Annotated in this window: 27 protein-coding genes; 12 read left to right on the plus strand and 15 right to left on the minus strand. The window is 58.9% G+C overall.

Annotated elements, in window-relative coordinates; genetic code table 11:
* Positions 1 to 134 precede the first annotated feature (134 nt).
* The 4 genes from rph to C6W91_RS02760 are packed head-to-tail and all read left to right on the plus strand — an operon-like array spanning position 135 to position 2980.
* Positions 135 to 848, plus strand: coding sequence for a ribonuclease PH (gene rph / locus C6W91_RS02745; RefSeq protein ID WP_065271994.1), 714 nt, complete (start codon positions 135 to 137; stop codon positions 846 to 848).
* On the plus strand, positions 845 to 1459 hold the full coding sequence (gene rdgB / locus C6W91_RS02750) for an RdgB/HAM1 family non-canonical purine NTP pyrophosphatase (protein WP_065271995.1): 615 nt from the start codon (positions 845 to 847) through the stop codon (positions 1457 to 1459). The genes rph and rdgB overlap by 4 nt, the downstream gene beginning before the upstream one ends.
* 8 nt (positions 1460 to 1467) lie before the next feature.
* A complete protein-coding gene (gene hemW / locus C6W91_RS02755) occupies positions 1468 to 2622 on the plus strand; it encodes a radical SAM family heme chaperone HemW (protein WP_065273646.1) in 1155 nt (384 codons plus the stop codon).
* A 4-nt stretch (positions 2623 to 2626) separates the two neighbouring features.
* Positions 2627 to 2980, plus strand: coding sequence for a YbaN family protein (locus C6W91_RS02760; RefSeq protein ID WP_065271996.1), 354 nt, complete (start codon positions 2627 to 2629; stop codon positions 2978 to 2980).
* Here C6W91_RS02760 and C6W91_RS02765 read toward each other — a convergent pair.
* The 7 genes from C6W91_RS02765 to C6W91_RS02795 form a co-directional block, all read right to left on the minus strand.
* On the minus strand, positions 2970 to 3866 hold the full coding sequence (locus tag C6W91_RS02765) for a ParB/RepB/Spo0J family partition protein (protein WP_065271997.1): 897 nt from the start codon (positions 3864 to 3866) through the stop codon (positions 2970 to 2972). The two genes, C6W91_RS02760 and C6W91_RS02765, sit on opposite strands and share 11 nt — an antisense overlap.
* 13 nt (positions 3867 to 3879) lie before the next feature.
* Positions 3880 to 4689, minus strand: a complete 810-nt coding sequence (locus tag C6W91_RS02770; protein ID WP_065273647.1) for a ParA family protein — start codon at positions 4687 to 4689, stop codon at positions 3880 to 3882.
* Positions 4682 to 5299 (minus strand): 16S rRNA (guanine(527)-N(7))-methyltransferase RsmG, encoded by a 618-nt coding sequence (rsmG, locus tag C6W91_RS02775; RefSeq protein WP_065271998.1) that lies wholly within the window; start codon positions 5297 to 5299, stop codon positions 4682 to 4684. Before rsmG ends, C6W91_RS02770 begins: the two co-directional genes overlap by 8 nt.
* Entirely contained in the window at positions 5296 to 7170 is a 1875-nt protein-coding gene (gene mnmG / locus C6W91_RS02780; RefSeq protein WP_065273648.1) for a tRNA uridine-5-carboxymethylaminomethyl(34) synthesis enzyme MnmG, read from the minus strand. Before mnmG ends, rsmG begins: the two co-directional genes overlap by 4 nt.
* Before the next feature lie 12 nt (positions 7171 to 7182).
* On the minus strand, positions 7183 to 8469 hold the full coding sequence (mnmE, locus tag C6W91_RS02785) for a tRNA uridine-5-carboxymethylaminomethyl(34) synthesis GTPase MnmE (RefSeq protein ID WP_274840512.1): 1287 nt from the start codon (positions 8467 to 8469) through the stop codon (positions 7183 to 7185).
* A 31-nt stretch (positions 8470 to 8500) separates the two neighbouring features.
* Positions 8501 to 9772 (minus strand): transcription termination factor Rho, encoded by a 1272-nt coding sequence (gene rho / locus C6W91_RS02790; RefSeq protein WP_065272000.1) that lies wholly within the window; start codon positions 9770 to 9772, stop codon positions 8501 to 8503.
* A gap of 227 nt (positions 9773 to 9999) precedes the next feature.
* Positions 10000 to 10455, minus strand: coding sequence for a CopD family protein (locus C6W91_RS02795; RefSeq protein WP_065272001.1), 456 nt, complete (start codon positions 10453 to 10455; stop codon positions 10000 to 10002).
* Positions 10456 to 10869: 414 nt separating this feature from the next.
* Here C6W91_RS02795 and C6W91_RS02800 point away from each other — a divergent pair, with 414 nt between their 5' ends.
* Genes C6W91_RS02800 through dnaQ form a run of 4 tightly spaced genes read left to right on the plus strand, consistent with a single transcriptional unit; the run spans position 10870 to position 13616 of the window.
* Complete coding sequence (locus C6W91_RS02800) at positions 10870 to 11469, plus strand: nucleoside triphosphate pyrophosphatase (protein WP_065272002.1); 600 nt, start codon at positions 10870 to 10872, stop codon at positions 11467 to 11469.
* Positions 11466 to 12299: a shikimate dehydrogenase gene (locus tag C6W91_RS02805; protein ID WP_065272003.1), complete on the plus strand. Its 834-nt coding sequence runs from the start codon at positions 11466 to 11468 to the stop codon at positions 12297 to 12299. The genes C6W91_RS02800 and C6W91_RS02805 overlap by 4 nt, the downstream gene beginning before the upstream one ends.
* Entirely contained in the window at positions 12296 to 12889 is a 594-nt protein-coding gene (coaE, locus tag C6W91_RS02810) for a dephospho-CoA kinase (RefSeq protein WP_370570414.1), read from the plus strand. The genes C6W91_RS02805 and coaE overlap by 4 nt, the downstream gene beginning before the upstream one ends.
* A complete protein-coding gene (dnaQ, locus tag C6W91_RS02815; RefSeq protein WP_274838044.1) occupies positions 12882 to 13616 on the plus strand; it encodes a DNA polymerase III subunit epsilon in 735 nt (244 codons plus the stop codon). The genes coaE and dnaQ overlap by 8 nt, the downstream gene beginning before the upstream one ends.
* A 74-nt stretch (positions 13617 to 13690) precedes the next feature.
* On the opposite strand, the gene secB is transcribed toward dnaQ, so the two are convergent.
* Positions 13691 to 14188 (minus strand): protein-export chaperone SecB, encoded by a 498-nt coding sequence (gene secB, locus C6W91_RS02820; RefSeq protein ID WP_274829998.1) that lies wholly within the window; start codon positions 14186 to 14188, stop codon positions 13691 to 13693.
* Between the two features lie 113 nt (positions 14189 to 14301).
* Positions 14302 to 14859, minus strand: a complete 558-nt coding sequence (locus C6W91_RS02825) for an FxsA family protein (protein ID WP_274835160.1) — start codon at positions 14857 to 14859, stop codon at positions 14302 to 14304.
* Between the two features lie 113 nt (positions 14860 to 14972).
* On the opposite strand from C6W91_RS02825, the gene C6W91_RS02830 reads away from it, so the two are divergent.
* The 3 genes from C6W91_RS02830 to C6W91_RS02840 are packed head-to-tail and all read left to right on the plus strand — an operon-like array spanning position 14973 to position 17280.
* Complete coding sequence (locus tag C6W91_RS02830) at positions 14973 to 15632, plus strand: Tim44/TimA family putative adaptor protein (protein ID WP_274830000.1); 660 nt, start codon at positions 14973 to 14975, stop codon at positions 15630 to 15632.
* Positions 15629 to 16681 carry a murein transglycosylase A gene (locus C6W91_RS02835; RefSeq protein WP_065272009.1) on the plus strand — a complete coding sequence of 351 codons (1053 nt, stop codon included), beginning with the start codon at positions 15629 to 15631 and terminating at the stop codon, positions 16679 to 16681. The genes C6W91_RS02830 and C6W91_RS02835 overlap by 4 nt, the downstream gene beginning before the upstream one ends.
* Positions 16681 to 17280 carry a Smr/MutS family protein gene (locus C6W91_RS02840; RefSeq protein ID WP_065272010.1) on the plus strand — a complete coding sequence of 200 codons (600 nt, stop codon included), beginning with the start codon at positions 16681 to 16683 and terminating at the stop codon, positions 17278 to 17280. The genes C6W91_RS02835 and C6W91_RS02840 overlap by 1 nt, the downstream gene beginning before the upstream one ends.
* An 11-nt stretch (positions 17281 to 17291) precedes the next feature.
* On the opposite strand, the gene C6W91_RS02845 is transcribed toward C6W91_RS02840, so the two are convergent.
* From C6W91_RS02845 to hslV, 4 genes are all read right to left on the minus strand, one after another.
* Complete coding sequence (locus C6W91_RS02845) at positions 17292 to 18407, minus strand: alpha/beta hydrolase (protein ID WP_274838043.1); 1116 nt, start codon at positions 18405 to 18407, stop codon at positions 17292 to 17294.
* 89 nt (positions 18408 to 18496) lie between these two features.
* Positions 18497 to 19810 (minus strand): ATP-dependent protease ATPase subunit HslU, encoded by a 1314-nt coding sequence (gene hslU, locus C6W91_RS02850; RefSeq protein ID WP_065272012.1) that lies wholly within the window; start codon positions 19808 to 19810, stop codon positions 18497 to 18499.
* Positions 19811 to 19823: 13 nt separating this feature from the next.
* Complete coding sequence (locus tag C6W91_RS02855) at positions 19824 to 20894, minus strand: hypothetical protein (protein WP_274835157.1); 1071 nt, start codon at positions 20892 to 20894, stop codon at positions 19824 to 19826.
* Position 20895: 1 nt separating this feature from the next.
* Entirely contained in the window at positions 20896 to 21459 is a 564-nt protein-coding gene (gene hslV, locus C6W91_RS02860) for an ATP-dependent protease subunit HslV (protein WP_065272014.1), read from the minus strand.
* A 484-nt stretch (positions 21460 to 21943) separates the two neighbouring features.
* Between hslV and C6W91_RS02865 the strand changes: the two genes are divergently transcribed.
* Positions 21944 to 22138, plus strand: a complete 195-nt coding sequence (locus C6W91_RS02865; protein WP_065272015.1) for a DUF1127 domain-containing protein — start codon at positions 21944 to 21946, stop codon at positions 22136 to 22138.
* Between the two features lie 78 nt (positions 22139 to 22216).
* Here C6W91_RS02865 and C6W91_RS02870 read toward each other — a convergent pair whose 3' ends face one another.
* Together C6W91_RS02870 and C6W91_RS02875 are read right to left on the minus strand one after the other, a co-directional pair.
* Positions 22217 to 22582 carry a Lin0512 family protein gene (locus C6W91_RS02870; RefSeq protein ID WP_274835156.1) on the minus strand — a complete coding sequence of 122 codons (366 nt, stop codon included), beginning with the start codon at positions 22580 to 22582 and terminating at the stop codon, positions 22217 to 22219.
* Positions 22582 to 22926 (minus strand): Lin0512 family protein, encoded by a 345-nt coding sequence (locus tag C6W91_RS02875; RefSeq protein WP_274838042.1) that lies wholly within the window; start codon positions 22924 to 22926, stop codon positions 22582 to 22584. The genes C6W91_RS02870 and C6W91_RS02875 overlap by 1 nt, the downstream gene beginning before the upstream one ends.
* Between the last annotated feature and the right edge of the window lie 3 nt (positions 22927 to 22929).

Genomic DNA, 22929 nt, shown 5'->3' on the forward strand with positions numbered 1-22929 from the left:
CGGCGGTTACACGCTACATAGATAGGAAGCCTTCTCCGGATTGCCATTAAAGAGGCCCACACGCAAAGGTCAATCATGCTTGCATACCGCGCGCAGGCAGGGCTATCCGAAGGCCAGCAAAAAAAGGATTACTCATGCGACCCTCTGGACGACAACTGAACGAGATGCGCCCGATTTCCATCGAAACCGGATTCACCAAACATGCCGAGGGATCATGCCTGATTAAGGCGGGTGACACCCATGTTCTGTGCACCGCCACCATCGAAGACCGCGTGCCGCCCTTTATCAAGGGATCCGGCCTTGGCTGGGTGACTGCGGAATACGGCATGCTGCCCCGCGCGACCAACACCCGGATGCGCCGCGAAGCCTCGGCTGGCAAGCAAGGCGGCCGTACCGTCGAAATCCAGCGCCTGATCGGCCGTGCCCTGCGCGCCGGCGTGGACCGCGTGGCCCTGGGTGAACGCCAGATCAGTATCGACTGTGACGTGCTGCAGGCCGATGGCGGCACCCGCTGCGCCTCAATCACCGGCGGCTGGGTGGCCCTGCGTCTGGCAGTCAACAAACTGATGAAGGCCGGCGATGTCAGCATCGACCCGCTGGTCGATCCGGTGGCAGCCGTATCCTGCGGGATCTATGCCGGGCAGCCGGTTCTGGATCTGGACTACCCCGAAGATTCCGAAGCCGGCGTCGATGGCAACTTCATCATGACCGGATCCGGTAAACTGATCGAAGTGCAGATGTCCGCCGAAGGATCGATGTTCTCGCGCGAGCAGATGAATTCCCTGATGGATCTGGCCGCAAAAGGCACCGCCGAGCTGGCAGAAATGCAAAAGGCAGCCTGCGCATGAGCCGGAAGTTTGAAGGCGATCGGCTGTTGATCGCCACGCATAACAAAGGCAAGCTTGAGGAGATGGCGCATCTCCTCAAGCCCTTTGGCGTCTCCGTTGTCGGCGCCGCCGAAATGGATCTGCCAGAACCTGAGGAAACCGAGGACACCTTTGTCGGCAATGCCAAGATCAAGGCGCATGCCGCGGCCAAGGCAACCGGGCTCCCTGCCCTGTCCGATGATTCCGGGATCACCATCGACGGCCTTGATGGGGCACCGGGCGTCTACACCGCAGACTGGGCAGAGACCGGCAATGGCCGCGACTTCATGATGGCCATGACCCGCGCCCACAACGAGCTGGAAGCCAAGAATGCCCCCCACCCGCGTACCGCGCAGTTCCGCTGCACGCTGGTTCTGGCCTGGCCCGATGGTCACGACGAGGTGTTCGAGGGCGTCGCCCCCGGTCATCTGATCTGGCCGATCCGTGGCGAGGCTGGTTTCGGCTATGATCCAATGTTCATTCCCGATGGGCACGACGTGACCTTTGCCGAGATGGACCGCTGGGAAAAGAACAAGATCAGCCATCGCGCCAATGCCGTGGCGAAGTTTATCAAAGGGTGTTTCGGGGAATGACCCATCCCGTGGATGACTGGCGCAATGGGGGCTTTGGCCTCTATGTGCACTGGCCCTTTTGTCAGGCCAAATGCCCCTATTGCGATTTCAACAGCCACGTCACCGCAAATATAGACCAAAGCGTCTGGGTCAAAGCCTATCAATCCGAGCTGGCACGTGTGTCCGAGCAGCTTCAGGGCCGGGTGTTGAATTCGATCTTCTTTGGTGGCGGTACCCCTTCACTGATGCATCCCGACACCGTTGCCGCCGTGATCGAGGCCGCGCGGGATATCTGGCCCTTTGCCAATGACATCGAAATTTCGCTCGAGGCGAATCCCGGATCGGTCGAAGCTGGCAGGTTTGCAGGCTATCGCGACGCAGGAGTGAACCGGGTCTCGATGGGCATTCAGGCGCTCAACGACGCCGACCTGCGCCGCCTTGGCCGTATCCATTCCGTGGGCGAAGCCAAGGCCGCCTTTGACATTGCGCGCAATTGTTTTGACCGCGTCAGTTTCGACCTGATCTATGCCCGGCAAGGTCAGACGCCGCAGGACTGGCAGGCAGAGCTGACCGAAGCACTGTCGATGTCCATCGACCACCTGTCGCTCTATCAGCTGACGATCGAAGAAGGCACCGCCTTTGGCGACCGTTATGCCCGGGGTAAGCTGCGGGACCTGCCCAGCGATGACAGCGCCGCAGACATGTACCAGCTGACACAGGACATCTGCGCCGCCCATGGCATGCCCGCCTATGAGGTTTCCAATCACGCGGTTCCCGGCGCGGAGAGCCGCCACAACCTGATTTACTGGCGCTACGGCGACTATGTGGGCATCGGCCCCGGCGCCCATGGTCGTATCACTCTGGATGGCGCCCGCTATGCCACCGAAACCCACCGCGCCCCCGGTGCCTGGCTGCAAGCCGTTTCTAACGGCTCTGGCGAAAACCTGCGGGAAGCCCTGGAGCGCGAGGATGCCGCTGTCGAATGCCTGATGATGGGGATGCGCCTGCGGGAAGGGCTGGATATGGAGCGCTACGCACAACTCTCTGGCACGCCGCTAAACGCTGACAAGCTGCAGGACCTTGCCAAGATGGGAATGATCTCTATCTCAGAACAAAGACTGCATGCGACGGACAAGGGACGTGCGGTGCTCAACGCGATCCTTCGCGATCTCTTGGTGGACTGACCCAATGCGCTATATCTACGCCGGACTAGGGATTTGTTGCGTAGCATTGGCAATCGTCGGGGTTATCCTTCCCCTGCTCCCCACCGTGCCCTTCTTGCTTCTGGCAACATTCTTTTTCGCAAACTCTTCGGAGCGGCTGCACGACTGGATCATCTCTCACAACATCTTCGGGCCAATGATCCTGGATTGGCGCGAAAACGGTGCCATCCGACCAACCGCAAAAAAGGCGGCAACCGGATCGATTGCCGCCGTCTTTCTGTTGTCTCTGATGCTGGGCGCCCCCTCCCGCATCCTGATTATTCAGGCGGTGGTTCTGTCAGGCGTGTTGACCTTTATCTGGTCGCGCCCTAACGGCTGAGCAGATTGCAAAGCTCATCAAGCTGGTCGAGCGTCTCATAACTGATCGTCACCGAGCCGCTTTCCCCGCCCGCGATATGATCAATCGATACCTTCATCCGCAACATCGCTGACAGATCGCCTTCAAGCGCGCGGGTATCCGCGTCCTTTTCCACCTCTTTGCGCGGTTTTTTCGGAGAAGAGTTGGTAGTGGTACCCGCTGCATCCTTTTTGACCAGATTCTCGGTCGCACGTACGGAGAGTCCGCCTTTGACGATCTTCTTGGCCAGTTCCGATGCATGGTCTGACGTAATCAGCGCCCGCGCGTGGCCCGCGGACAATTTCCGTTCCTGAACAAGCTGTTGCACGTCGGAAGGCAGGTGAAGAAGCCGCACAAGGTTGGCAATATGGCTACGGCTCTTGCCCAACGCCTCAGCCATTTTTTCCTGGGTGTGGCCGAACTTTTCCATCAACTGCTTATAGCTTTGCGCCTCTTCCATCGCATTCAGGTCTGACCGCTGAATGTTTTCGATGATGGCGACTTCGAGCATTTCAACGTCGTCATAGTCCCGGATTAAAACCGGAACCTCATGCAACTGCGCCGCCTGCGCGGCCCGCCAGCGCCGTTCACCAGCCACGATCTCGTACATGCCGCCATCGCGCGGACGCACGATCAGCGGCTGCAAGACGCCCTTTTCCTTGATAGAGGCCGTCAGGTCATCCAGATCTTCTTGAAGAAACTGCCGACGGGGCTGATCAGGGTTGGCGGTAACCTTCTCGATTGGCACCAATACTTCGGCATTGCGGGGTGCTTCGGCTTGGGTGCTGACGGGTTCCGGGTTCACATCGGCCATCAGCGCCGACAATCCACGTCCCAATCCGCGAGGTTTGTTCTTTTTTTCCGTCATGGTGCCCTCCCCTTTATGCTGCCAGTCTTTGATGATTGGCGACTATTTCTTCTGCCAGTGCCCGGTACGCCCGCGCCCCCAGCGAGTTCGTATCGTAGTTCAGGACCGGCAACGCATAGGACGGCGCCTCGCTCACCCGTACGTTCCGGGGAATCACAGTCCGGAAGACCAGCTCACCCAGGTTGTCGCGCGCATCCTGTTCAACCTGTTGCGACAGATTATTGCGACGGTCGTACATCGTTAGCACCACACCCTCGATCCTCAGATCCGAGTTTGCCGCCTGCCGTACCTCACGAATCGTCAGCATTAGCTGCGATACCCCCTCAAGCGCGAAGAACTCACTTTGCAGCGGGATAAGAACCGAATGCGCGGCGACCATGGCATTCACCGTCAGCAGGTTCAGCGACGGCGGGCAATCGATCAGGATGTAATCCCATTCGTATTCGTCCATCGCCGTCTGTCGCAGGGCGTCATGCAATAGGAAGCTGCGTTTTTCGTTGGAAACCAGTTCGATATCGGCGGAACTCAGATCCACCGTCGCCGGAATAACGCAGAGATCCTCGATCTCAGTTGCCCGAATAACCTCGGACAGCGGCGCATCATCAACTAAAAGATCGTAGGTGGTGTAGTCCCGATCATCGGCCTCAATTCCCAGACCGGTGGATGCATTCCCCTGCGGGTCCAAATCAACGACCAGGACACGCAATCCGCCTTCGACCAGGGCCGCGGCGAGGTTTATTGCCGTCGTTGTCTTACCTACTCCACCCTTTTGATTAGCAACCGCGATGATACGTGGCCCATCCGGGCGGGATAAGTCAGACACGAGCAACTCCCTCTATTTTCAGTACGACCGCGTCGGGTTCAGTTAAACTTGTAATCGGTTCGAAATCGAATCGCCATCGTTGCCGCGCGTTATCCACTTCTTTTTTCCAGTTTGCACCTTTTGGGAACAAGGCGGTGCCTGTCGGGCTGAGGTGACGTTCAGAAAATTCCAGTAGGAGCGACAGATCCGCAAGTGCCCGCGCAGACAGAACATCCGCATTTTGCGGGTCCGCCTGCTCTATTCGCTTTGAAATTACGGTAAGTTTCGCCCCGCACTCCCGTGCCGCCGTACGCAGGAAGGCCGACTTTCGTTGATCCGATTCGATCAGGGTAACCTTGGTATTCGGAGATTCCTCTGCCGCCATAATGGCGACGATAACACCTGGAAGGCCACCGCCACTTCCCATATCAACCCAGTGATTTGGCGGAGAAACACATCGGAAAACCTGAACCGAATCGATGATATGACGGGTCCAAAGGTCATCCAGGCTGTTCCGAGAAACTAGGTTGATCTTCGGATTCCATTTTAGCAAAACTTGTTCGAATATTTTCAGCCGGTCGAGTGTTTCACGTGAAACATTCAGCCGTTCCAACAAAGCTTCGGTTGTCATTCAGTACGGCTCCGTTGGGTGGAACTCTTCCGCAACCTTGCCAAAAGCAGGGCCAGTGCAGCCGGCGTCATCCCATCCAGACGTGCTGCCTGCGCCAGGTTTTCAGGCCGGGCTCGCTCCAGTTTTTGTTGCAACTCGTTGGAAAGACCTTCGATCCCGACGTATTCAAAATCCCTCGGGATCAGATAGCTCTCATCCCGCTTTAGCGCTGCGATCTCTCGCTCCTGCCGGTCGATGTAATTTGCATAAAGCGCGTCACGCTCCAACTGACGTCGTGTTGTAGTATCGCTGTTCGCGAGTTCAGGTAGCAAAGGAAAAAGATCTTCGAACGACACATCAGGAAACGCCAGGACGTCCAAGCCGGTCCGTTTATTGCCATCCTGATTTACGCGGATACCAGCCTCGGAAACCTGTTTTGGAGTGAAAACCGACTCAGTCAGAACATCACGCGCAGCATCCAGGCGCTCCATCTTCTTTTGGAACATTTCTTTGCGGGCCTGCCCCGCGCAGCCGACTTCAATCGCCAGAGGCGTGAGGCGCTGATCCGCATTGTCGGCCCGAAGGGACAAACGGAATTCCGCACGGGAAGTAAACATCCGGTAGGGTTCCGTCACGCCATTCGTGGTCAGGTCATCAACCATAACCCCAATGTAGCTGCCGGAGCGACCAAAGATAATCGGGTCCTCCTCCCTACTCCGCCGCGCAGCATTGAGGCCTGCGACCAGGCCCTGTGCAGCGGCCTCTTCATATCCGGTTGTACCGTTAATTTGTCCAGCTAAGAACAAGCCGGGAACTTCCTTGAGTTCTAAACCCAGTGTTAGCGCCCGCGGATCAATGTAATCGTACTCAATGGCATATCCGGGTTGAATGATCTTGGCGTCTTCCAGGCCAAAGATCGAATGCACGTAGTCCTCTTGAACATCCACCGGCAGGCTTGTCGAAATCCCGTTTGGATAAACGGTGTTATCGTCGACGCCCTCTGGTTCCAAAAAGATTTGGTGCGATGTTTTATCAGCGAACCTGACGACCTTGTCTTCAATCGACGGGCAATACCGCGGTCCGACCCCTTCGATATGACCGCCGTACATAGCAGATCGTTCAAGGTTTTCCCGAATGATCTCATGCGTCTTTTCGTTGGTGTGCGTGATACCGCAGGACACCTGTTTTGCGGTCACCTGCGTGGTTGCAAAGGAAAAGAACGTTGGATCATCATCCCCGGGCTGCGATTCCAATTCATCCCAACGAATCGTTGTGCCGTCCAACCGAGGCGGCGTACCGGTCTTGAGGCGTCCCAACGGTAATTCAAAGCTATCGAGACGCTCTGCCAGGCTGACCGACGGCTTGTCGCCCATACGGCCGCCAGGTCGCGACACATCTCCGATATGAATAACACCACGCAGAAACGTCCCGGAGGTAAGAATGACAGCCTTCGCCGGGATTTGAGATCCATCTGCCAAGACGACGCCGGTTACCGATTGGCCGGACATGATGAAATCGGTCGCTTCACCTTCGATAATGTCGAGACAGTCCTGCTGTTCGGTAAGCTTGAGCATCTCCCGACGATAGATTGCTCGGTCGGACTGGGCGCGAGGGCCCTGGACGGCTGGTCCCTTCCGCCGATTCAGGAGTCGGAACTGAATGCCAGCGAGATCGGCAACACGACCCATGACGCCGTCAAGAGCGTCAATTTCCCGTACGAGGTGGCCTTTGCCCAAACCGCCAATAGCCGGGTTACAGGACATAACACCGATGCCTTCGCGTTTTAACGTGATCAGCGCGGTGTTTACACCCATCCGAGCCGCCGCATGAGCAGCTTCGGTGCCGGCGTGACCACCGCCGATTACAACAACGTCATAGGCTGAATGTTTCACGTGAAACACTCCTCATTTTCCAAGGCAGAAACTAGAAAAAATCTCATCCAGGAGATTTTCAACTCCGACACGTCCAACCAACAGTTCAAGCGATCGGATTGCTGATCGCATATCCTCAGCCGCAAGATCATAGTGCTCCGGTCCCAGTTCGAGAACCGATTGCGCCTGATGTAAGCTCTTCAACGCGGAAGACAAAGCCTCCCTGTGGCGATTTCGGGTGGAGATCCCTGGATGAGCCGAGCGCGACTTCAAAACCGTCGCAATGTGCTCAACTAGCCTATCGATCCCCTGCCCCGTTTTCCCGGAAATTGCATCTTCCGCATCATCCCGAGCATCCGCTTTTGGCAGCAGGCGAATATCTCCGTCCTGCATTTCCACGTCAGGCGTTTCGCTAGCTTCTGCCAGAAACACACGGATATCAGCATTCTCGGCCCTCTTCCGCGCCAAGGCAATACCAATGCTTTCGACGTGATCCTCGGTATCGCGCAGGCCGGCTGTGTCCAGAAGCGTGACCGGAAGGCCAGCGAGATCCATCTTCACTTCGATAATATCCCGCGTGGTGCCAGCGTATTCCGACGTAATGGCTGCCTCACGTCCCGCAAGCGCATTCAGAAGCGTCGATTTCCCGACGTTTGGCGCACCAACGATGGCCACCTCAAACCCAGAGCGGATGCGCTCGGCGATTTTGACGCCGGCGACCTCGGTTTCCAAATCCTTTTGAACGCCTGCAAGGAGGCTCGATACCTCGGGCGTAACGTCCACCGGAACCTCTTCATCCGCGAAATCAATGGTGACTTCGATCAAAGAGGCTGCCCGGATCAGATCGGCTCGCCAACGTTCTGCCAATTTCCCGATCGCGCCCGAGAGAACCACCTGGGCCTGTTTACGCTGCGCTTCGGTTTCGGCGTCGATCAGATCGGCAAGGCCTTCGACCTGTGCCAAGTCCAACTGCCCGTTCTCCAGCGCTCTTCGAGTGAACTCACCGGGCTCTGCATGACGCAGTCCGTCGAGCTGCCCCAGCCTTTCCAGAAGAGCGGACACCACAGCCGTACTGCCATGGACCTGAAACTCGACGACATCTTCCCCGGTAAAGCTATGCGGTGCGGCGAAAGACAGCACCAGCGCCTCATCCAGAGGGCTGCCTGCCGCATCAGTCAGAACCCGCAGACCCCGCCCGGGAACCGGCACAGGGGTTTTGGACAGCGCATTCATCGCCTCCAGGGCTTGGGGGCCGGAGACACGAACAACCGATACCCCGGCCTTCCCCTGAGCAGAGGCCAACGCAAAGATCGTATCCATGTGTGGCCGTCCTTTCCTGAGCTGCCGGGTTCTAGGTGTTCATCGAGTCGAAGAATTCAGAATTGGATTTCGTCTGTTTCAGCTTCGAGAGCAGGAATTCAATGGCGTCCGTGGTACCCATCGGGTTGAGAATTCGCCGCAAAACAAAGGTCTTAGCCAGATCCCCCTTGTCGACAAGCAGGTCTTCCTTCCGGGTGCCCGACTTGAGAATATCGATCGCCGGGAAGACGCGTTTGTCGGCAATTTTACGATCCAGGACCAGTTCGGAGTTACCGGTACCTTTGAATTCTTCGAAGATGACCTCGTCCATGCGGCTGCCGGTATCGATCAGCGCGGTTGCGATAATGGTCAGCGATCCGCCTTCTTCGATGTTCCGGGCAGCACCGAAGAAGCGTTTCGGCCGCTGCAGGGCGTTGGCGTCGACACCGCCGGTCAAAACCTTACCCGAGGACGGAACCACGGTGTTAAAGGCCCTACCAAGTCTTGTGATCGAGTCCAAAAGAATCACAACATCTCGTTTGTGCTCAACCAGACGCTTGGCCTTTTCGATGACCATTTCCGATACTGCAACGTGGCGCGTTGCCGGCTCGTCAAAGGTGGAGGAAACGACCTCGCCCTTGACCGAACGCTGCATGTCGGTGACCTCTTCCGGGCGTTCGTCGATCAGCAGGACGATCAGGTAGCATTCCGGATGGTTCTTCTCGATCGAGTTCGCAATGTTCTGCAAAATCACGGTCTTACCAGTCCGCGGCGGCGCCACGATCAGGGAGCGCTGACCTTTACCGATGGGCGCGACCAGGTCGATCACACGCGCGGATTTATCCTTGATCGTGGGATCTTCGACCTCCATTTTCAGCCGCTCATCCGGGTACAGCGGCGTCAGGTTGTCGAACGCGATCTTGTGACGGGCCTTTTCAGGATCTTCAAAATTGATCTTGGTGACATTGGTCAGCGCGAAATAGCGTTCATTTTCCAGTGGCGCCTTGATCTGCCCTTCGACGGTATCGCCAGTGCGCAGAGAATACTGACGAATCATGTCGGGCGAGACGTAGATATCATCGGGACCGGGCAGGTAGTTCGCTTCGGGCGAGCGCAAGAAACCGAATCCGTCTTGCAGAACTTCCAGAACGCCGTCGCCGGCAATGTCCCATCCTTCATCTGCGCGTTCACGCAGGATCTGGAACATCATCTCGCCCTTGCGCATGGTCGAGGCGTTTTCGATCTCCAGATCTTCAGCCATGGACAAAAGGTCCTTGGGGCTTTTGGCTTTCAGATCGGAAAGATTCAGGGATTGGACGGTCATCTACATACAGCCTTTGCGTCCCCGGCATCGGGGAGAGGTGTCATTATCAAATCGGAAGACACGAATGCCCGGACGGGCCCGTTGAGGGCCATACATAGGGGCATGTCCACGATGAGTCAAATACCGCCTCAGAGACCGCCTGAGGCAATGCTGACAACTGTGGCACGCCCGACCCTGTCAGGGGCGTAAGAGGCACGCCCGACCCTGTCAGGGGCGTAAGATCGGCCTCAGAACTTGAAAATGACCGATATGACGATGACCACCATCAGGAGCGTCGGCACTTCATTTGCCATCCTGAACTGTCTTCCCGTCAGGCGGTTCCGCCCGGCTTCGAAATCCTTGATGCGCCAGACAAGCCAGGTGTGAAACAGCGTCATACCGATCACACAGGCGCCTTTGGTCCAAGGCCATATATAGGACCAGTCGATCATGCCCGGCGTAAAGACGATGAAAAGGCCGGCGAGCCAGGCGGTGTGCATCGCAGGGCGCATGATCACCTTCATGAGCTTCTGTTCCATGGTCAGGAACACCGGACCCGTCTCTGGCACCTTCACAGCCTGCTCCACGTGATACACGAACAGACGTGGGAGATAGAAGAGACCCGCCATCCAGCTGAGCACGGCCATGATATGGAGCGACTTTGCATAGGGGTACAGGGTGTACATCCAGTCTGTCAGGTCCATGCGTGTCTTCTCCGCCGTTCGTTTGGGTCACCCTAAAATAAATAAGAAAGATGTAAAGGATGATGTTTTTGTAGGGCCCCCTGTTTTCCGTGGATTACTGAGTGCTTCCTCCCCTTATCCCCAGCGTGGACAAGATTCCACCAGCTGGCGGCTTGAAAGGGTATAAGAATCCTTAACGGCCTTTGTTTTATGGATCGTTAAGTGATCCTTAATCTTGAGCATCGTGGGGATAACTAAGGGATCGATTGTGAAGTTCTGGGATATCCCCGGGTTTGAAGTTATCCCAATCCACGCGGGATGGATGCGGGTGAAACTGGGATGGAATCCGGGCTTTGCCTGTGGGCTTGCCAAAACCGGGGAAAACCATACAAAACGTCCTTAACTTCCGAACCGCTTTCCCACGGGGTTTTCCACATGACTGCCCACATCGTGCTCGCCTCCGGGTCTAGTATCAGGGCCCAGCTGCTGCGGCAGGCAGGCATTCCCTTTGAAACAGATGTGCCGCGTCTTGATGAAGATAGCATCAAGGCAGCCTTGCTGGCAGAGGGCGCGCCGCCCCGGGATATCGCCGATGCCCTGGCCGAGGCAAAAGCCCGCAAGATCAGCAGTAAACATCCTGGTCAGATGGTGATCGGCTGCGATCAGGTACTTGATTTCAAGGGAAAACTTCTGTCCAAACCGCGTTCTGCCGAAGAGGCACTGTCGCAGCTTTGTGAGATGCGCGGACAGCGGCATATGCTATTGTCCGCGGCGGTGATCTACCGCGATGGAGAACCATTGTGGCGCCACGTCGGTCAGGTCCGGTTGCTGATGCGCAAAGCCTCGGATGAGTATCTGCGTGATTATGTGGACCGCAACTGGGACAGCATCCGCCACGCCGTTGGCGCCTACAAACTGGAAGAGGAAGGCGTGCGGCTGTTCGCCAGTATCGATGGTAGCTATTTTAATGTCTTGGGCCTGCCGCTGACTGAACTTATAAACTACCTTGGACTGCAGGGGATTATCGATCAATGAATGCCGTGAAGATACCTCTGGCCGGGGTCATTGGATGCCCGGTGGCCCATTCACGTTCGCCGCAGATCCAGAACCATTGGCTCCGCAAATACGGAATCGCCGGACATTATGTGCCGATGCACGTGGAACCGCAGGATCTTGAAACTGTGATCCGCGCGCTGCCAAAGGCCGGCTTTGTCGGGGCTAATGTGACCTTACCACACAAGGAAACGGTGATGACAATCGCCGACAAGGTTACGGACCGTGCCACGCTGATGGGGGCGGCGAACACGTTGATCTTCCGCGAAGATGGATCGGTTCTGGCTGATAATACAGATGGGTATGGGTTTATCACCAATCTGCATCAGGGTGCACCGGATTGGAAACCGGACGCGGGCCCTGCGGTGGTTCTGGGCGCCGGCGGCGCCTGCCGCGCGGTGGTTGCCTCGCTGATCGAGGCTGGCGTGACCGAGATCATGCTGACCAACCGAACCCGCGAACGGGCGGACAAGCTGCACAAAGAATTCGGCAAACGTATCAAGGTCGTGGATTGGGTTCTGGCCGGCAATATCGTCGAAGAAGCCGCGCTGGTGGTGAATACCACCTCCCTAGGAATGGAAGGGAAGCCGCGGCTGCGGGTGCCGATGGACGGTTTGCGCCCGGGCTGCGTTGTGACCGATCTGGTCTATACCCCGCTGAAAACAGATATGCTGCAAGCCGCAGAGGACGCAGGTTGCACCGTTGTCGACGGTCTCGGAATGCTGCTGCACCAGGCTGTTCCGGGCTTTGAACGCTGGTTTGGCAAACGGCCCGAAGTGGATGAGGAAACACGGGCGGCAGCACTGGCATGACGTTTAAACTGGGTCTCACCGGCTCCATCGGAATGGGCAAAAGCACCACGGCAAAGATCTTTGCCGAACTGGGCTGCACGGTCTGGGATGCGGATGCGGCGGTGCATCGTCTTTATATGCCAGGCGGCGCCGCTGTCGCCCCAATGCAGGCGCAGTTTCCGGAGGCGATTGTCGACGGTGCGGTGGATCGTGCCGCGCTGAAGGACATCATTGCCCGCGACCCCTCTGCCCTGCCCCGGATCGAAAAGATCGTGCATCCGCTGGTTGGGGAAGACCGCGCCGAATTTCGTCGCACTGCAGAGAGCGATATCCTCGTCTTCGACATCCCGCTGTTGTTTGAAACTGGCGGTGAGGCAGCGATGGATGCCGTGGCCTGCGTCACCGTGGATGCGGAAACCCAGAAACAACGGGTTCTGGACCGTGGCACAATGACGGTTGAGCAATTCGAGCAGATCCTGCAGAAACAGATGCCAATCGAAGAGAAACGCGCCCGCGCCGATTACGTGATCGAGACTGACACGCTGGAACACGCCCGCGCGCAGGTGGAACAGATCCTGGCCGAGATCAGGAGAAAGATGGCAGATGCGTGAGATCGTTCTGGATACCGAGACCACGGGGTTTGATCCGTTTTCCGGGGATCGGATCGTCGAAATCGGTGCGGTGGAACTCTATAATCACATGCCCACCGGCAGGACCTATCACGAATACATCAACCCCGAGCGCGACATGCCCGAAGAGGCATTTGGCGTGCACGGCATCGGTCCGGACCTGCTGAGCCCGCCGCAGACGCCGGCGCCGGGAGCGGTCACGCTGCGCGATAAACCGGTGTTCGCCAAGATCGGTCAGGGGTTTCTGGATTTCGTCGGTGATGCGCGGCTGGTGATCCACAATGCCAGCTTTGACATGAAGTTCCTGAACGCGGAACTGGGCTGGATGAACCTGCCGCAATTGCCGATGGAACAGGCGATCGACACGCTGGCCATGGCGCGTAAACGGTTTCCCGGCTCACCGGCAACACTGGATGCCCTGTGCCGCCGGTTCAGCATCGATAACTCCAACCGAACCCTGCACGGCGCGCTTCTCGACTCGGAAATCCTGGCCGAGGTCTATCTGGAGCTGATCGGTGGCCGTCAGCCCGATTTCGCTCTGTCCAGCAGCGCCAGCGGATCGGATACTGCATCGGTAGACAGCAATTGGCGCCCGGAACCACGGCCGACCCCCCTGCCCTCGCGCCTGACGGCCGAGGAAAAAGCTGCCCATGATGCCTTTGTGGAAAAACTGGGCGAAGACGCACTTTGGGTTTCGGCACAGTCCTGACATATTGTCCCGACAAATAAAAAACGCTGCCGGTCTGACCGACAGCGTTTGAATTTTCAAAGCAATAAAATGACTTATTGCGTCGGTTGGGCTTCGGCCTGACGGCGTGCCAGCTCGTTGCGGTAGATCGCAACGAAATCGATGTTATCGAGGTTCAGCGGCGGGAAGCCACCGTCGCGGGTCACGTCGGACACGATGCGGCGCAGGAACGGGAAGGTCATGCGCGGGCATTCGATCAGCAGGAAGGGGTGCAGCTGATCGTCCGGAACACCCTGGATGTTGAAGACGCCGACATATTCCAGCTCCAGAACGAACAGAACCTCGCCACCGTCCTTGTTCTTGGACTCGACGGTCAGCTTGGTCATAACTTCGTACTGGTGTTCCGCCGCGCGTTTCTTGGCGTCCAGATTGACCTGAACGTTCACGTCGGGCTGAACTTCACCGGCAGCACCCTTTTGCGCCATCACGTTTTCGAACGACATGTCGCGGATGAACTGACCCAGAATGTTCATCTGGACCTGGGGCTGCTGCGGGGCTGCTGCTGCGCCCTCTGGGGTGTCGTTTTCGGCCATGGAGATACTCCTGAAAATATATCTTTGCCGATTGCTTAGCAGCTTGGCGCGGGTATCTCAACGGTCTGTCCAACCGTGGCAAACAGCGTGGCGCAACAGGCTTTGACTGTGCCCTATTTGGGGCCGTCTTCCGGGCCTTTGACCCAGCCGGAGGGGCCATCCCCCGGGCGTCTGGGCGTCACATCTTCGTATTCGCCGTCTATCACATCGCCGGGCTGCCCCGGACGCCGTTGCCCGGGATGCTGCGCATGGCCATGGGGGCCGTGGGGCCCACCGGGCCGGGCCTGTCCAGGTCCCATTCCGGCGCCCATTTCAAACCGTGCGACGGTCACCCGTTTGCTGATGTAGCGGAACACCGCAAGCCGCACCGGCGGCATCAGCAGTGCAAAACCGACCGCATCGGTGAAAAAACCGGGCGTCAGGAGCAAGGCGCCGGCGAATAGGATCATCGCCCCATGCGCCAGCGGTTCAGCCGGGTCCGACAGGGTCTGGAACGAGGAACGCAACTGCCCCATGGCCAGCCGCCCCTGCGAGCGCACAAGCGAGGTTCCCAGAATGGCGGTCAGCACCACGATGGCCAGCGTCGGCCACAGTCCGATCATCCCGCCTACCTGTACAAACAGGGCGATTTCAACCAGTGGCACCATCAGAAAGGCCAGAAAAAGATACATTTTGGGGTCCTTGGATCTTGCGCTGAACGGTGGACTTGGCCCCACCCGTCACCTACATAAGAGCAGTCCGCTTTGGTTTCAAACAAGGCACCAATGCCTAGCACGAGGTTCACATGGAGTCGCCCTTGATTCAGATTTTGGTTTTGGCCGGCATCGCCGTCTTTCTGATCCTGCGCCTGAAAAACGTTCTGGGCACCCGTGAAGGGTTCGAAAAGCCCACTCAGCCGCAGCAGGCCCCGGCAGAGAAACGCCGCCCCGACTTCGAAGTGATCGAAGGCGGTCCGGATCTGGATATCACCGATTACGTCGCCGAAGGCTCGCCCCAGGCCGACGCGCTGGCCGCGATGAAGCGGGCAGAGCCGTCGTTCCAGGTGCAGGACTTCGTGCACGGTGCACGCGGTGCCTATGAGATGATCCTGATGGGCTTTGAAAACGGCGAACTCGACGATCTGGAGCCGCTGCTGGCTGGCGACGTCTACGAAAGCTTTGTCGATGCCGTGGCGCACCGCGAAGATCAGGGGCTGACCATCGAGGCCGAATTCATCGGGGTGCGTGAAACCACGCTTGCGGATGCGCGGTTCGATGAGAGCACCCGCACTGCCGAAATCACCATGCGGTTCGTGGCTGAATTGACCTCGGTTGTGCGCAACAGCGAAGGTGAAATCGTCGAAGGCGATCCCAAGGCCGTAAAACGCCAGAAGGACACCTGGGTCTTTGCCCGTTCGATGGGCACCGACGATCCGAACTGGCAACTGGTGGCCACGGACGCATGATTGGGGCGCTACGGGCGGCATTCCGGGCAGCAGCCATTATTGGTGCTGCCATGACCGCTTCAGGCGCATCCGGCGAGACTGCCTATTCCATATTGAATTTCTCACAGCTGGACGGCTGGGACAGGGACAACCACGCCGAGGCGCTTGAGGTGTTTCTGGGGACCTGTCCCGACCTTGACGACCCCGATTGGCAAAGCCTTTGCGCGCTGGCGCAATCGCAGACGCCTGCCGGGGCCAAGCAATTCTTCGAGCTGTTCTTTCGCCCTGTCCTGATCGAGGACGGCGCAGATCCCCTGTTCACCGGCTATTTCGAACCGGAATTGCAGGGGTCGCGTTATCGGACGGACCGGTTTCGCTATCCTGTCTACAAAATGCCAAACGAAGCGCGCCAGACCAACCTGTGGCTGCCGCGCCGCGATATCCTGACAAGTGGTGTCATGGACGGGCGCGGGCTGGAAATCGCCTGGGTCGATGACCCGGTTGAGCTGTTCTTTCTGCAAATTCAGGGGTCCGGCCGGATCAAGATGCCCGATGGTGCTTCGGTTCGCGTCGGCTATGGGGGGGCCAATGGGCACCCATATAAATCGGTTGGCGCTGAAATGGTCCGGCGCGGCATCTACAAGGCGCATCAGGTCAGCGCCCAGGTGATCAAGGCCTGGGTGCGGCGCAATCCCATGGCGGGTCATGAGCTGCTGATGCACAACCCGTCTTATGTGTTCTTCCGCGAGGTGAAAAAAGTGCACCCGTCGAAGGGGCCATTGGGGGCGATGAACCGTTCGGTTACGGCGATGCGCAGTATCGCGGTGGATCCGAAGTACACGCCGCTGGGGGCGCCGGTCTGGGTGGAAAAGGACGGCGCGGAGCCGATGCGCCGCCTGATGATCGCGCAGGATACCGGATCGGCGATCAAGGGTGCACAGCGGGCGGATATATTCTTTGGCACCGGGGATGGCGCCGGCGAGGCGGCCGGCCGTCTGCGGGATCCGGGGCGGATGATCGTTTTCCTGCCCATTCAACGCGCCTATGCGATGTTGCCGGAAGATTTCTGATGACCCGGCGCAAACTGACATCGGATGAAATCGACCTTTGGCACAAGGTCGTCAAACACGCGGAGCGTCTGCATCCGGGCAGTCATACGACGCCGCCTGATCTGCCGCTGCCCAAGCCAAAGCCGAAAAAGACACCGCATCCGCACTCCGAACCCCAGATCGAAGCCTTCCGCCTGGGTAGTCGGGCGCCGTCAAAGCCTGGCAAACACGATCTGAAGAAACCTGTGGCGCAATCGCTGTCTTCGGCGCCGGTGCAGATGGATGAAAAAGCGTTTCGACGGATGAAACGCGGCAAGCTGCGCCCCGAGGGCAAGCTGGACCTGCATGGCATGCGGGTGGATACGGCGCACCCCGCCCTGACCCGGTTCATTCTGTCGGCGCAGGCCTCGGGGAAGCGGCTGGTGCTGGTCGTGACCGGCAAGGGCAAGGATCGGGACGAGCCGGGACCAATCCCCACCCCGCGCGGCGTGCTGCGTCACCGGGTGCCGCAATGGCTGGCCTTGCCGCCGCTGTCGCAGGCGGTGTTGCAGGTGACGCCGGCCCATATCAGCCATGGCGGCGAGGGTGCCTATTACGTCTATCTGCGGCGCGGACGCTGATCGTCGCGCGGTTATCGCTGGCTGTCCGTGATATCGATGAGCGACAGATCCTGAATCTGCTTTTTCTCCACCATCGGTGGCGGCAGCACCCCATCAAAGATCAACCCTTTGCGTGAAAACGCTTGCGATGATTGCCGCGCCGAACTGAGGATCGCGAGGAGCGCGGGTGAGGTGCCAGCAACCAAATGGCCCGAGCTGGCGGAATCGGCGTAATCGGTGGTGTCGATGATGCTGATCGGCAAATCCTCCAGACCATCGGTCGATCCCAGATTACCCAGCCGCGCGCGGCTGGACGTGCCCCGCAGCCGTTGCGACAGGGTCAAAATCTTGTCCTTGCGGGAAATGAAAACCAGAAATGGCTGCGGAACCGGGTTGAGGCGGCTCATCTGGCTGCGAAAGACGTCCAGATCCAGATCCGGCGACATCAGCACCACGCCGTCAAGGTTCCTGTCAGACCAGCCGGGTGTGCGGATTTCAATCTGGCGCAATGTCTCCATCGCCAGCATCGACCCCATGGAATGCGCCACCAGAACGATCCGCCGCGCGTTGCTTTTGCTGAGTTGTTTCAGCAGCCGTTCCAGCCCGTCGCGGGCAAACATCACGCTGTCGGCATCATAAGCATAGCCAAGCGGACTGCCGAGGCTGGGCCAGGAATAGACCACGGTGGCACCGGGAACCTTGGTATCATGGGTCAGCTGCGCCGCGCGAAAGGCGGTTTCGGATTGGGTGGAATTGAACCCATGCACAAAGACGGTGATGTCACGCTCGTCCGGTTCAAATTTTGCCAGTTCACGGTTCAGTCGATCCATGAAAACTGCGGAAGTTTCGATCTTCCGCCGGGCGGCCATGGTAAACTCGGTCTTCGGGTCCGGTGTGTCATAGGCAAACAGCAGCTGCCCGGGCTGGTGGTTGGGCGGGATCGAAACGGTCAATTCCAGCAGGTGATAGTCTTCGGTCCTTCCATTGCCAAACCCGCCTTCGGGCAGCGGGTCACGGATCGTGGCGGCAAAGATCGTCTTTGCCGTTCCGATCTCCAGCGCTTCGGGGATGGTCGGTGTCGACGGCCGAATGCCACAGGCGGCAGCGGCAAAAAGGGATAGAAACAAAACCTTCCGGAAAAACAACATGCCAAATATCCAACCTGTTTCACGCCTTGGATATACCGGAAACCGCCCGGTTCCAACTGGCAGGACCAGCCGCAACCGGGCGGTGTTGTTTACAGGACGTAGCGGCTCAGATCGTTGGAGCCACCCAGCTCACCAAGGTTCTTGGAGACGAATTTGGCATCAACCACGACCGCCTCGCCGCCCCGGTCCGGCGCGGTAAAGGACAGCTCTTCGAACACCCGTTCCATCACCGTGTAAAGGCGCCGCGCGCCGATGTTTTCCACCGACTGGTTCACCTCGGCCGCGATTTTCGCCAGCGCCGCGATACCCTCTTCGGTAAAGGTGACCTCGACCTCCTCGGTGCCCATCAGGGCGGTGTACTGGCGGGTCAGCGCATTGTCTGTCTCGGTCAGGATGCGGATGAAATCCTGCTCGCTCAGAGCGCGCAGGTTCACCCGGATCGGCAGACGGCCTTGCAATTCCGGCAGCAGGTCTGACGGTTTTGCAATGTGGAAAGCACCGGAAGCGATGAACAGGATATGGTCCGTTTTGACCGGTCCGTGTTTGGTGCTGACGGTGGTGCCCTCGATCAGCGGCAGCAGATCGCGCTGCACGCCTTCGCGGCTGACGTCGCCACCACGGGCATCGGAGCGGGCGCAGACCTTGTCGATCTCATCCAGGAAAACGATGCCGTTCTGCTCCACCGATTCCAGGGCAACGCGGGTGACCGTCTCGTCGTCCAGCAGCTTGTCCGCCTCTTCCCCGATCAGCACGTCATAGCTTTCGGCGACGGTGAGGCGCTTCTTCACGGTGCGCCCGCCCATGGCTTTGCCGAACAGGTCGCCCAGGTTCATCATGCCGCCCATGGCCCCGCCGGGCTGGCCGGGAATATCGAACATGCCGCCCATCGGGTTCGAGGTATCGGTGACCTCCAGTTCGATGACGGTGTCGTCCAGCTCGCCGGATTTCAGTTTCTTGCGGAACACTTCGCGGGTGCTGTCGCGGGCCTCGGTGCCGGCGATGGCGGTGATGACGCGCTCCTCGGCGGCCTTGTGGGCCTTGGCCTTGACGTCTTCGCGCATGAATTCGCGGGTCTGCATGATCGCGGTGTCCACCAGATCGCGGATGATCTGTTCGACGTCACGGCCAACATAGCCGACCTCGGTGAACTTGGTGGCTTCGACCTTGATAAAGGGCGCGCGGGCGAGTTTCGCCAGACGGCGGCTGATCTCGGTCTTGCCGACGCCGGTGGGGCCAATCATCAGGATGTTCTTGGGGTAAACCTCGTCGCGCAGGTCATCGCCTAGCTGCTTGCGCCGCCAGCGGTTGCGCAGGGCGACGGCGACGGCGCGTTTGGCGTCTTTCTGGCCGATGATGAACCGGTCCAGTTCGGAAACGATTTCGCGGGGTGTCAGGTCAGTCATGGGATTTCCCGTATCAATGAGAGGGCGGCAGCCGGTGAAGCGGCACCAGCCCGGACAAGGGTGAAAGAAGCGCGGCGCGGATGCGGGTCCAGAAAGCCCCCAGCGCCACAAGGAACACGCCCAGAACCAGAATGGTCGATGCGGCGCCTTCGCCGTCGAACACCGTTCCGGCCAGGGTCACGCTATAGCCGATCGCGGCAATCAGGAATGACCGCCGGTCGATCACGATGGCAACAAAGGCAAAGGCCAACAGCACGGCCAGCAGCAGCAGATGCGCGCCGCTGCTGCCGTTTTCCAGCAGGCTGAGCGCGATGGTATTGACCAGCGCCGGGGCAGCGACCACGTGCAGCCAGAACCCCTGCGCCGAGCGCCGGGTGACCCGGTGCGGATCGCTCATGTCGAAGACCATCGCCACGACAAAGACCGCAAGGCCCACCAACAGCGTGATCCAGGCGAAGGGACCGCTGGCCGACAGTAGGAAGAAATCGCCGATATCGGCGGGGGTACCCATGCGGATCGCCCCCATCAGCAGTGCCAGTGCAAAAACGCCAAGCGCGATCAGGGCCATGGCAAAGGGCACCCGGAACCGCAGCCAGTAGATGGCGATGGCGACCGTGGTCAGCGCGAATGGCAGCTGCATGCTGGAATAATCGGTCTGGGCAATCATGAAGGGCTGGGAAAACTGCGCCGACAGCCCTGCCCCGGCATTCAGCGCCCAGAGGACAGACAGCGCAATGGCCGGCGCCACCATACGTCGGCGGCGGATGAAATATTCTGACAGCGCCCACAGAACCGCGGCGCCGATCACCGCGGCGGTGACCGTCTTGCTTTGATATCCGCCCAGGCTGCCCGCCAGCATTGCTGCCGTGACCGCCGCCCATCCGGAGGCGAGGATCAGCAGCCCGATGACGATGAAGATCTCGTTGAACCCCTTGAATAGCTCAAACGGTTCATCGCCTTCTGCCAGGTTTTCACGCGCGCCCCGGCGGCTGTCGGCCAGCGCCAGCAGCGAGGCAGCCTGCGCCTCGCTCAGCAGGCCCGATCCCACGGCGGCGCGCAGATCATCGCGGTCGATGCCGGACACCCTATTTCTCCGGGCTGATGGTTTCGACGGTCAGCCTGCCGTTGGTGTAAACGCAGATATCGGCGGCGATCGCCATGGATTCGCGGGCCACGGTTTCCGCCGATTTGTCACTGTCCATCATCGCGCGGGCCGCCGCGAGGGCGAAATTGCCGCCCGAACCGATGGCGGCTACGTCATGTTCCGGCTCCAGCACATCGCCGGCGCCAGTGATGACCAGAAGGTCCGTTCCATCGCTGACGATCAGCATCGCTTCGAGCTTTTGCAGGTATTTGTCGGTGCGCCAGTCCTTGGCCAGTTCGACGCTGGCGCGCGCCAGTTGGCCCGGCGTTGCTTCCAGCTTGGCCTCAAGCCGCTCCAGTAGGGTAAAGGCATCTGCGGTGGAGCCGGCAAAGCCCGCGACCACGTCATAGCCGCCGGGGGACAGGCGGCGAACCTTGCGGGCGCTGCCCTTGATCACGGTCTGGCCCAGCGACACCTGCCCATCACCGGCAATCACCACAAGCCCGTCTTTCTTGACACCGATAATGGTGGTCCCGTGCCAGCCGGGGAATTGATCGTCTGCCATGCATGCCTCCAGTGTTGTTGCAGCCATATATGGGCGTTGGGTCCTTATTGCTCAACCGGGTATCTGACCTGCGGCTGCCTTTGCCCAATCTATTGCCGTGCCTAGCCTTCAACTTGCGTTGATCCATCTGGCGGGCAGGGGGCTGTTGACGGGGTTCCTGACCCGAAAACTATGAGAGATGCAGGGCAAACCCATGCGTTATCAAATGATTGCAAGCCAGGCGATGAAACGGCAAAGCATGCCAAAGGATGGATCGGCGTTCGGCCCCGGGCAAATGTGCCGATCGGCGGCCGTTATCAAACCCGCTGATGCGCCCCTTGCACTGTATTAGAAGAGCGGATCACGGCGTTAACAAACTGATCATTTGTTATGCAATAGGCGCAGATCGGGACTGTCAAACGGGCAATTGTGAGACTCACCCGCCTCTCCTACATGGGCGATAACACCGGCATGGGGCCGGTTGTTTTGTTACAGGACCCATAAAATGGCCACAACAGCAAATATCCATGCACCCCTCGGTGCGGTTGCCGTCCTCCGCATCGTCGACACCGTTCTGAACGCAAAAGCTGCCTTCGCAGAAGCCCGTGAAGCCCGCATCACCCGCCGTGCGCTGTACCGTCTGTCCGACGTCCAGCTGGCCGATATCGGTCTGACCCGCGAAGACATCTCGAAGATCTGATAGGCAGACCTTCACATGACCTTATACAGCTAGCAAAGCCGTCCGAACCCGGACGGCTTTGTGCATTTCAGGGGGCTTTTATTCCGACCACCTGTAGCGTCCGGCCAGATCGGGCAGCCAGGCCTCGACCGCAGCCGTTGCGATGACATGCGGCGCCTTGCCATCCACACCCGCCACATCCAGCCCCCCGAAGACGGCCCGCACTTTTGCCCGGCCACGCGGCAGATCGGCGGCCAGCAGATCACAGTCCACCGCTTCGGGCTTTTGCACGGCAATAGTCACCTCAACCCGCATTTCGGAATGATCGATGCCCAGTTCGGAAAACAGGGTGATCGAGGAATGATGCAGCGCATCCTGCACCGCACGCCGGGCCGCCTTGGTGTAGTCCTGCCCATAAAGATCGTTGCCGGTGCCCATTTCCAGAATGATACGTTTCTCCGTCATCACACCGTCTCCATTTCAAAAGAGACAATGACGGCGGCATTGGCGATGACCGTCTTACCGCCACCCGGTTTGTCGATATCCAGACCACCTTTGGTGATGCGGATGTCGGGGCGGCCATAGGGAAAGATCTCCTTCAGCGCATCGGCATTCACGGAGCCCGGCTGCTGCACCCCGATTTCGGCGTCGATGATCATGGCTTCCTTCGGGAAATCGAACAGTTCGGCCATGTTGACCGAATTGTGCCACAGGGCATCCCTGATCGCGCGTTTTGCCGCTTCGGTGTAATCTGCGCGGCGCAGGGATGTGCCCATGCCGAATTCCACCAGTACCCGCGTTTTGGCCATGAC

It is taken from the genome of Phaeobacter sp. SYSU ZJ3003 (assembly GCF_041300735.1).
GTDB lineage: Bacteria > Pseudomonadota > Alphaproteobacteria > Rhodobacterales > Rhodobacteraceae > Phycobacter > Phycobacter gallaeciensis_A.